Origin of the sequence: Methanosaeta sp. UBA458, from assembly GCF_002496085.1 — an archaeon.
Taxonomy (GTDB): Archaea; Halobacteriota; Methanosarcinia; order Methanotrichales; family Methanotrichaceae; genus Methanothrix; species Methanothrix soehngenii.
Map to the genome: position 1 here is coordinate 1 of NZ_DAIK01000100.1, position 4,748 is coordinate 4,748.

The following is a 4,748-nucleotide window of genomic DNA, read 5'->3' on the forward strand; positions in this document are numbered from 1 at the left end:
ATCACAAAGGCCTCGCAAAGGTAATCCAGTTCTTGATAGCCCAATAATCCTTTGGTGCGGTCTTTGTCTCCTTTGTGCGCTTTGTGGTTTATGGCTCTTCGCTGAATTATTTGGGTGAGGTACGGCAGCGGTTATAACTCTGTTCCTCTGTGGTTGGGTCAGAGCATAGCGGTTCACCACAGGGGCAAAAGAATACAGAGAATTCGCGATTCAAGTTCCCCCATGCTACATAGCGAGGAGCCAGTTTGATTTATTGCCTCATGTGCATGACTTTCGACCAAAACATAAATATTTAAAGAAGTTCATGATGAGTGAATTGTCGCAAAGATAGAGAAAAGCGCCCAGAGCAGGAAGGAAGATCCCGTCCTGCAGTCAAATGAGCGGAGGTATGTTCTGTTGGAAGAGAAAGAGAGAAGGGAAAAGAAAGGAAAGGGCAGGATGACAGTGCAGGAGGCGGGGAGAAAAGGGGGTATGAAGACTGCCGAGACCCATGGCAGGGAGTTTTATGAAAAGATCGGCCATATGGGCGGCCAGAAGGTAAAGGAGCTGATTGAAGAGGGAAAGAAGGCCCTGGGCCGTTCTGGATAAATTAATGTCTTTTTTATCTTTCTGTGGAGTGCTCTTTCGGGCTTTTTGTGGAGGAGATCTTCCTATGATTCCGCCTTCTCATCCCGCATCTTGACCAGGAGCCAGCCGCGTGGGGTCCTGGTGAGGGCGAAGCCGCCCTGCAGCCTTTTGCCCTTTAGCCAGAATGAGGCATGGCCGCCTTTCAGGGCCTGGGAGAGGGAGATTTCCTGGCCATCCTTATTTGAAAGGTTCTGGTATATGCCCCGATCCCAGATGGCCACTGTTCCTGCACCGTACTCGCCCTCGGGAATAGTGCCCTCAAACGAGGCGTATTCAATCGGATGGTCCTCGGTCTGGACTGCCAGGCGTTTGTCCTTTGGATTCATGGAGGGGCCCTTGGGAACGGCCCAGGATTTCAAAACCCCATCTACCTCCAGCCGAAAGTCGTAGTGCAACTGGCGGGAATGGTGCTCTTGCACCACAAAGATCTGGCTGCCCGAATTCGCTCTCTTATCGGCGATCTTTGGAGGATTGGGCTCAGAGGTAACAGCGAAGTTCCTCTTCTCTTGATAGCTTTTAAGCGCATCGGGGTTCATAGGAATCCTTCCATTATAGTTTGAGCAGTGCCAGCAGAGGAGCACCAGCATCAACCCTTTCAGATGCATGCTTTGCAGATGTATAAATTCTATCTACTCACTATCCGAGGGGGCTTTTGATTGGAGTCCTCTATGATCCTTGTGCGCTTTCAGTGGCTCAATGCTTCATGCGATTATTGTTTATCCAGCGCCAGCTCATCACCCACATTCAGGCCGTGCCCGGAGGGGGCCCTCATCTTGAGGAATAGATCCCCCTTATTTATGCCAGCATCGGGGATCTCCTCTTCGACGATGTTGCTTTCCAGGATCTCCAGGGCCCGGCAGTGCTCCTTGGCCAGGGCGCCTCGGATTGATATATCCTTATAAAACACATCCTGCCCAATGTAGTCTCGCCGATTGTGTTGCTGGCGACCCTGAACATGGCCGGAGCGATCCTCTCCCTAGCCGGCCTGGGATTCCTGAGTCTGGGAGCCCAGCCGCCCACTGCAGAGTGGGGCTCGATGCTCAGCGATTCCCAGGGGCTGATATTTTCTGCGCCCTACCTGATATTCATCCCCGGCATAGCTATTATGATCACAGTGCTGGCCTTCAACCTTCTTGGCGACGGACTGAGGGACGCCATTGACTCCAAGTCTGGAGGAATGGCGACGAGATGCGAGGGTAATGCAATACTGCCGAATTCAACCCAAATCCTTTTCTCTCAGGCGAACCTATTTTAGACTTAGATGAAGCTCAAGATCACAATCACTGGTCCGAAGGTTAATGACGTTGGCTACCGTTACTTCCTGTTAGGCATTGCCATGTCCAATAGGATCAGGATGTTTGAGGCTCACAATATGAGAAGCAGCGAGGGCCAGGCAGTCCTAGCCTTTGCTGATGGCGATGAGGAGGCGATTAAAGCCTTCTGCGCTCAGATTGAAACAGAGCGTCCCGCCCGTTCCGAGGTGTCAAATATTGTCTTTGATGACTTTCAGGGAGAGGTCATGAGGATAGGAGAGTATGCTCAGTTCTGCGCTACGATCCAGTTGAATAAAGCCATCCCTGTGCTGCTTGATATGAGAGATGACTTGAGAGCAGTGCGAAAGAACACCGACTTGATACCTCAGATAAAGGAAAATACAGATGCCATACCTCAGATAAAGGCAAACACAGATGCTATTCCTCAGATAAAGGCAAACACAGATGCCATACCTCAAATAAAGGCAAATACGGATGCCATACCTCAGATAAAGGCAAATACAGACGCTATTCCTCATGTCTTGGGTGAGATCAAGGGCTTGAGGGATGACATCCAGCCTGGATATGCGAACAACTTCAGGCAGGTACAGGCCGATGTCCGGGCGATAAAGGAACGCCTGGGCATGCAGTAAACTAGAATTTAATACATAGGGAGCGCGGAGGGGTCACGAATACCCCTTCTTCAGGTTGGGGATGAAGTGAACCCGGGCATCTGCTCGCCCTCACAATCGTTCCACCATCTCGGTAATTCTAAAGGATCCATTCAGAATCTCCTCTTTCAGCCTTTTTGCTAACCCCATCGCCCTTGCTCTATCCGATTGGCGGAGCTGAATGGGAATTGTCCTCTCCCCCAGGCGGATGGCCCCCAGCCTCCCCTGGAATGCCCCGCCGCTGCACTGGGAGACGCACAGGCCGCAGTTGAAGCACTTTGTTTTATCGCGCAAAACCCGACCATCCTCGATGCTTATCGCATTCATGGGACAGGCTGGCGCTGCAGTGCACCTGGTGCAGCCTTTGCACCTTTCCGGATCGAACTGTACCTCCAGGTCGACGGAATCCCAGACATCTCCGTAAGTCGACTTGCCGATCTTCTGGCGTACATTCACATCCATTATGGTGAGAGGGATGTTCCTATCCTGAAGCAGTATGCTCCTTAAGATGTATTCATTCAGCACAGGGATTGGCACCGCCCAGGAACCTATGCACTCCGGGCCGGCTGAGGTCGCAAATCCGCCCATGTACTCCGGGTCCATATGGCGCATGTCCGCCATCCCGAGGAGGTTAGGCCTGGTGGGCATGGAGCGGGTCCCCGTCCCCATCACAAATCCCTGCGCTCCATTGATGAGAATGCGGGTTCCAATGCCAATAGTTTCCAGGTGGGGATCATTCTTGATGGGATTGATCTGGCCGCATCCAGAGACCGTGGCTGCGGCAAAATGAGGCGGAAACTCCAGCCTGCTGAAGATGGTCTTCAGGGGGAGGCCTTTGGGATTGACGAAGGCCACATAGTTCTTGAAGGCATTGCGAGTGGAGAATATGCGGGCATAGGGGATCTCATCCAGGCAGATGTCCTTTTCCAGGAGGTCTCCATTTTCTGCCAGAACCTCCACCAGGACATCCTTTCCTTCCACCAGCTCCCTTAAAAGGTGTCCTCCCCCGTAATCCGGCTGGCGTATGCTGTGCGCGGTGCCGTAGACCATCAGATCGATGATACCCAGTCGCTCATTGGGACACGGCCCTGGATAGGCAGGAACGCCGTTGATCCTGGCGCTGCTGGCGCGGATGAATGAGCCAGGGGCTGCCAGGGGAAAGGAGAGCACAGCATAGGTGCCGCTCATTATCGCCCGGGTGGCGGTGGTGACAACGTCCACATCCTTCAGGCCGATCTCTCCTTTCTCTTCTACCATCTCAGAGATCTCCTGCTGGGTGAGAACTGTTGCCTTTCCGCTCTTAATACTCCTTTTTATGTCCTCCACAGTTCGGCTCATGGCTATCGCATTCAGCCCATCAGCATAAAGCAGCTGCGATCTATATTGAGATCATCTGAAAGCATTGCCCGCCCACATTCTGCCATAGTCTGGGTGATGATCGCGAGAGGAGATGTCGTCACCGTAAACCTCAAATCTTGGTACTCGGGCATGCTAATCATGGCCATGAATGCGGAGCGTTTCATTGAGAACGCCATTGCAGAGATCAAGCGCGATATTAAGGGTCGCGCTATTATCGGTTTATCTGGGGGTGTAGACAGCTCGGTATGCGCTATGCTTGCTCATCGGGCATTGGGTGACCGGCTGGTTCCTGTCTATGTGGACTCCGGGCTGATGAGGCAGTCTGAGTCCGATCGAATTGAGGAGCTATTCAAGGATCTGGGCCTGGTGCGGGTCAATGCCCAGGACCGATTTCTAGAGGCTCTTAAAGGGGTTGTTGATCCTGAAGAGAAGAGGATGGTGGTGGGAGAGACATTCATCCGGGTCTTCGAGGAAGAGGCGCGCAGGATCGGCGGCGATTGCCTCATTCAGGGCACCATCTATCCAGACAGAATCGAATCGGACGGAGGCATCAAAGCCCACCACAATGTAGGAGGCCTCCCCAGCCGGATCGAGTTCAAGAACATAGTTGAGCCTCTGCGCGACCTGTACAAGGACGAGGTTCGCCAGGTGGCAAGGGCTCTGAGCCTCTCCCCTGAGATCAGCGAAAGGATGCCTTTTCCCGGTCCTGGGCTGTCGGTCAGGATCGTAGGAGAGGTCACTCGGGACAAGCTGGATGTGGTCAGAAAGGCGAACGCCATTGTTGAGGAGGAGGTGGAAGAGTTTTCTCCCTGGCAGGCATTTGCCGCCATCCTGGGAA

6 protein-coding genes and 1 pseudogene are annotated in these 4,748 nt (G+C 53.0%); 4 read left to right on the plus strand and 3 right to left on the minus strand.

The window, feature by feature from the left end; all coding sequences use genetic code 11:
* Nucleotides 1–396 precede the first annotated feature (396 nt).
* Complete coding sequence (locus tag BP822_RS06930) at nucleotides 397–588, plus strand: hypothetical protein (RefSeq protein ID WP_013718365.1); 192 nt, start codon at nucleotides 397–399, stop codon at nucleotides 586–588.
* A gap of 62 nt (nucleotides 589–650) precedes the next feature.
* Here BP822_RS06930 and BP822_RS06935 read toward each other — a convergent pair whose 3' ends face one another.
* The gene (locus BP822_RS06935; protein WP_013718366.1) at nucleotides 651–1,163 is read right to left on the minus strand and encodes a DNA polymerase ligase N-terminal domain-containing protein; all 513 of its coding nucleotides are present in this window, start codon (nucleotides 1,161–1,163) and stop codon (nucleotides 651–653) included.
* 173 nt (nucleotides 1,164–1,336) lie between these two features.
* Entirely contained in the window at nucleotides 1,337–1,534 is a 198-nt protein-coding gene (locus BP822_RS06940) for a hypothetical protein (protein WP_048131688.1), read from the minus strand.
* Here BP822_RS06940 and BP822_RS06945 point away from each other — a divergent pair.
* Together BP822_RS06945 and BP822_RS06950 are read left to right on the plus strand one after the other, a co-directional pair.
* Nucleotides 1,520–1,798 (plus strand): annotated as a pseudogene (locus BP822_RS06945) (ABC transporter permease); the annotation flags it as partial. The gene BP822_RS06940 and the pseudogene BP822_RS06945 overlap by 15 nt on opposite strands.
* A gap of 90 nt (nucleotides 1,799–1,888) precedes the next feature.
* Nucleotides 1,889–2,533 (plus strand): acylphosphatase, encoded by a 645-nt coding sequence (locus tag BP822_RS06950; protein WP_013718368.1) that lies wholly within the window; start codon nucleotides 1,889–1,891, stop codon nucleotides 2,531–2,533.
* Nucleotides 2,534–2,623: 90 nt separating this feature from the next.
* Here the strand turns inward: BP822_RS06950 and BP822_RS06955 are convergent, their stop codons facing one another.
* Nucleotides 2,624–3,889: a methanogenesis marker 16 metalloprotein gene (locus tag BP822_RS06955; RefSeq protein WP_286878037.1), complete on the minus strand. Its 1,266-nt coding sequence runs from the start codon at nucleotides 3,887–3,889 to the stop codon at nucleotides 2,624–2,626.
* Nucleotides 3,890–4,054: 165 nt separating this feature from the next.
* On the opposite strand from BP822_RS06955, the gene BP822_RS06960 reads away from it, so the two are divergent.
* On the plus strand, nucleotides 4,055–4,748 hold a 694-nt coding region (locus BP822_RS06960; protein ID WP_349681848.1), incomplete at its 3' end, for a glutamine-hydrolyzing GMP synthase subunit GuaA.

Bases quoted from the DNA above. Each gene is read 5' to 3' on its own strand.
- BP822_RS06950 (WP_013718368.1), top strand. From the start codon at position 1,889: ATGAAGCTCAAGATCACAATCACTGGTCCGAAGGTTAATGACGTTGGC.
- BP822_RS06955 (WP_286878037.1), bottom strand. From the start codon at position 3,889: ATGAGCCGAACTGTGGAGGACATAAAAAGGAGTATTAAGAGCGGAAAG.
- BP822_RS06935 (WP_013718366.1), bottom strand. From the start codon at position 1,163: ATGAACCCCGATGCGCTTAAAAGCTATCAAGAGAAGAGGAACTTCGCT.